The 2,767-nt window shown below is 72.1% G+C and carries 4 protein-coding genes and 1 pseudogene; 1 reads left to right on the top strand and 4 read right to left on the bottom strand.

The window, feature by feature from the left end; genetic code table 11:
• The 4 genes and pseudogenes from AB0C29_RS42130 to AB0C29_RS42145 all read right to left on the bottom strand — a co-directional run.
• Positions 1-296, bottom strand: a pseudogene (locus AB0C29_RS42130) (metallophosphoesterase); the annotation flags it as partial.
• A gap of 34 nt (positions 297-330) precedes the next feature.
• The gene (locus AB0C29_RS42135; protein ID WP_360833057.1) at positions 331-1,002 is read right to left on the bottom strand and encodes a nucleoside/nucleotide kinase family protein; all 672 of its coding nucleotides are present in this window, start codon (positions 1,000-1,002) and stop codon (positions 331-333) included.
• Between the two features lie 16 nt (positions 1,003-1,018).
• A complete protein-coding gene (locus AB0C29_RS42140; protein WP_360554489.1) occupies positions 1,019-1,669 on the bottom strand; it encodes a hypothetical protein in 651 nt (216 codons plus the stop codon).
• Positions 1,670-1,734: 65 nt separating this feature from the next.
• Complete coding sequence (locus AB0C29_RS42145) at positions 1,735-1,977, bottom strand: hypothetical protein (RefSeq protein WP_360833060.1); 243 nt, start codon at positions 1,975-1,977, stop codon at positions 1,735-1,737.
• A 304-nt stretch (positions 1,978-2,281) separates the two neighbouring features.
• Here AB0C29_RS42145 and AB0C29_RS42150 point away from each other — a divergent pair.
• Positions 2,282-2,767, top strand: a 486-nt coding sequence (locus tag AB0C29_RS42150; protein ID WP_360833063.1) for a polysaccharide deacetylase family protein, incomplete at its 3' end; no start/stop codon positions are given.

Below are 2,767 nucleotides of genomic sequence, written 5' to 3' on the forward strand. Positions count from 1 at the left end.
CACACGAACAGCACCCAGACGACGCCGAGCATGGTGTCGGCGGCCCGGGCGGCGCCGTCGCGGTGGTGCCGGCCGTGCCCGCTGAACATCAGGAACGGGAAGGCCACGACGGCGGCGGCGAACAGCGCGGTGCCGGCGGCGAAGACGGCCCCGGGCCACCGGTTGCCGGACCAGACCAGGGTCCACCAGGGCACGCCGAACAGCAGCAGGAGCACGGCGGCAACGATCAGGCCGAATCGCAGGGCGCGGCCGGGCCGGCGACGCGGCTCGGTCTCGACGGTTTCACCGACAGACACAGCAGAAGTCTGCCACGGCCCGGCCGGCGGACGTTCAGGGCGGCGGGGGTGGGGTGCCGATGCCGCGGATCAGTGCGGCCGGGACCAGCAGATCCGCCCGGTCCCGGGTGGCCGCGATCACCGTGGCGTTGCGTTCGTCGGTGCCGGTCGCCCAGCGGGCCGCGTCGGCCTCGTTCTTGCCGAAGCGCCGGTGCCGATCGACCAGCCGGTCCAGCCGTGACTGCTGGTCCAGGTCGGCGTACCAGACCTCGTTGAGCAGTGGCCGGACCTGTTCCCAGCCGCCGGTCCCGACCAGCAGGTAGTTGCCCTCCGAGACGATCAGGCGGGTCGCGCGGGGCACTCCGATGGTGCCGGCGACCGGTTGTTCGATGACGCGTTCGAAGCCCGGCGCGTAGATCATCTCGTCGGTGTCCTCGCGCAGGCGGCGCAGCAGGGCCGCGTAGCCCAGCGGGTCGAACGTGTCCGGCGCGCCCTTGCGGTCGCGGTTGCCGAGCCGTTCGAGCTCCACGTCGGCGAGGTGGAAGCCGTCCATCGGGACGTGCGCGACCCACTCCGGGCCGGCTGTCTTCGCGAGTGCCGCGACCAGCTCCTCGGCCAGTGTGGTCTTGCCCGCGCCCGGTGCGCCGGCGATGCCCAGGATCGCCCGGCGGCCGTCGCGGACCAGTGCCCGGGCCCGGTCGACGAGCCCTTCGAACGTGACGGTCATGCCCGTACGGTACGGGCTAGAGCCCCAGCCGCAACGCGGTGACACCGGCCGGGGAGAGCGGCCTGGTCATGGCCCGTACCAGGTCGCTGTGGATGACGCCGGGCAACTGGGTGCCGAGCGCGCACAGCGCCGGATAGTGGTCGAGGACGTCGCGGTGGCTCAGCGCGCCGACGCCGATCAGCAGGCCGTTGACCGCTGACGGGGTCCGGGCCAGTTCCGCGCACAGCTCCATGCGCCACACCGGGTCGTCGACGTGCGTGGCGAACTCGCGGGCGATCCGGTTGCTCGCCGAGTATGTCTCGTCGGGTGCGGCGTGGCGACCGGAAGGGGCCAGTACCGGCGCCATCCGGACCACGACGCCCAGGTGCAGCGCGAGCTCCGGCACGGTGAGCACCTCGAGGCCGAACGAGCAGGTGTCGCAGAGCGGCTGGAAGGTCTCGGCGTGCACCACCATGGCGGGGCGCGGGCAGTCGGCCGCCGGGCTGCAGACGGTGTCCATGATGATCTCGGCGAGCCGGCCGGCCTCGTCGAAGCGGCCGATACCGAAGTACGCCGTCGGTGACTCGCGGTAGCGGGTCAGGGCGGCCTGTTCGCTGCCGTAGCCGTCGGGGTCGATGCCGATGCGGGGTACGCCGTGCTGTGCTCGGAGTTGGATGAGCCGGAACATCCTGTTCACTCCCCGGGGTCTTGAGGACGCTGCAACCGGGGGTACGCAACAGGATGTCCGGCGGTTCACTCCTTACGCTGGGTATAAGAAAACTGGCGCCGGGCGCGGTGACCCGTCAGCAGGAAGCAGTCGAATGTCACTGCGTGTAACGCGTACGTCGCGGCGGTGAGGGCCAGCAGCATGCCCGCCAGCACCAGGGCCAGCCGCGCGTCGAGCACCCGCCAGGCGGTGGGCAGCGCGGCGACGCCGAGGACGAGCCCGGCCTCGAGGGTGGCCTCGGCGAGTCGTCGCGTGCGGTCCGGTTTCATGCTCACACCCTCGCCGTGACGGCGGGTGTTCCGCTTCCCTCCGCAGCCGGATCGCGGCTATGACTTTCGGTAGAGGGGCCGGCCCGCGCCGGATCCCTGAGCGCCGGAGAGAATGACCGCCGCCGATATGTCGATCGGTGCTCCCGCAGTCGTGCTGGACACCGGGGGAAACCGCGCCGTAACGTGGCCTGAGCGGCCAGGACGTGCCGCGGACCGGGCCCGGGGCCGAGTTGCGCGAACCCCGAAGCTTGCCGGGATGGCGACCGATAATGGTCATGTCCGTCAGGTGTGGGAGGAACGAGCGGTGACCGTTGCGGCGCCGCCGGCATGGGAGTCCATGCCGGCGCTGATGTATCACTCCGTGTCCGCCGTCGGCGGCCCACTGAGTGATCTCGCCGTGCCCCGCAGCCGCCTGGCCCAGCAGCTCGGCGCGCTCACCGAGGCCGGCTACCGCCTCGTCGGGCTGTCCGAGGCGCTCGACGAGCTGGAGCGCGGCAGCACCGACAAGCTGATCGCGGTCACCTTCGACGACGGCTACCGCGACTTCCTCACCGCCGGCGTGCCCGTGCTGGCCGAGGCCGGCGCCCGGGCCACCCTCTACGCCTCCGTCGGTCACCTCGGGGCACCGGCCGGCTGGCTGGGCCGCTGGGCGCCCGACTTCGGCCGGCTGCTCACCTGGGACGAGCTCGCCGAGGTGGCCGACGCCGGCATCGAGATCGGCAACCACAGCCAGCTGCACCACCCGATCGACGTGCTCTGCGCCGCCGAGCAGCGCGAGCACACCCTCCGC

Source organism: Actinoplanes sp. NPDC048791, assembly GCF_040650095.1.
In the GTDB taxonomy this organism is placed as follows: Bacteria; Actinomycetota; Actinomycetes; order Mycobacteriales; family Micromonosporaceae; genus Actinoplanes.

Coding starts and splice junctions, on each gene's coding strand:
- AB0C29_RS42145 (WP_360833060.1), bottom strand. CDS start 1,977: ATGAAACCGGACCGCACGCGACGACTCGCCGAGGCCACCCTCGAGGCC.
- AB0C29_RS42140 (WP_360554489.1), bottom strand. CDS start 1,669: ATGTTCCGGCTCATCCAACTCCGAGCACAGCACGGCGTACCCCGCATC.
- AB0C29_RS42135 (WP_360833057.1), bottom strand. CDS start 1,002: ATGACCGTCACGTTCGAAGGGCTCGTCGACCGGGCCCGGGCACTGGTC.